Annotated in this window: 2 protein-coding genes; one reads left to right on the top strand and one right to left on the bottom strand. The window is 46.2% G+C overall.

Going from position 1 to position 918, the window contains the following annotated elements:
- Nucleotides 1-414 (top strand): permease (locus tag A3739_RS02565; RefSeq protein ID WP_197471980.1); only part of this gene is annotated, 414 nt, incomplete at its 5' end.
- 59 nt (nt 415-473) lie between these two features.
- On the opposite strand, the gene A3739_RS02570 is transcribed toward A3739_RS02565, so the two are convergent.
- Nucleotides 474-918 (bottom strand): TraR/DksA family transcriptional regulator (locus tag A3739_RS02570; protein WP_369821082.1); only part of this gene is annotated, 445 nt, incomplete at its 5' end.

Genomic DNA, 918 nt, shown 5'->3' on the forward strand with positions numbered 1-918 from the left:
ACGCTTCTTAAACGCTTTGTTCAAGGAGGCATTAATGGCTCACGCATTATCATCAAATGGATATTGTTTGGCGTGTTGCTCGCTTCTGCTATTCGCGCCTTTGTGAGCCTAGAGCTTTTCCAAGATTACTTCGGTCCTACTCTGCTTGGTTTATTTGCGACCTTAGTCGCTGCGACCATCATTGAGGTCTGCTCAGAAGGCTCGACACCTATCGCGGCCGACTTGATGACTCGTGCCAATGCCCCCGGTAATAGTTTTGGTTTTTTGATGGGCGGCGTCGCCACCGATTACACCGAAATTATGGTCATCAAAGACACCACCAAATCATGGAAAACAGCACTCTATTTACCGCTGTTAACCCTACCGCAAGTGTTTGTGATTGCGTGGTTGCTTAATCAAAGCGCTGGAAGTTAATGCTTCCAACGCTTTGATTAAGCATCGAGGCTACATCATTCGTTTACTCTCAAGCTTAACTAATCTCTGAACACGTGCTCCTGCATTTCACGTGCTTGTTTGACGTCTGCGCAGTACTCAGCTGTTGGTCTTAAAAGTAATCGCGGAATACCGATTGGATCTCCAGATTCAATACAGTAGCCATACTCGCCCAGCCGAATCCGCTCTAAGGACTGCTGAATCTTAGGGAGTAGCTTTTGCTCTCGGTCAACAATGCGCATAGAAATCGCACATTGCTCTTCCCACGAGGCACGATCTCCTTCGTCAGCCGAATCAACAGGGCTCGACATTTGATCTTTAGCCTCTTGAATTCTCTCTCGTGTAGAGTCATGCAACTCAATTAGCAATGCTTTGAAGAACGCCAGTTGCGCATCGTTCATATACTCGTCTTCAGAGGCTAATTTAATCGTTTCGATTGTGTACTGCTCCGAGGCTTTTTTTGATTTACTCATACTAATCCCATAG

The sequence above is a fragment of the Oleiphilus sp. HI0067 genome, from assembly GCF_001635735.1.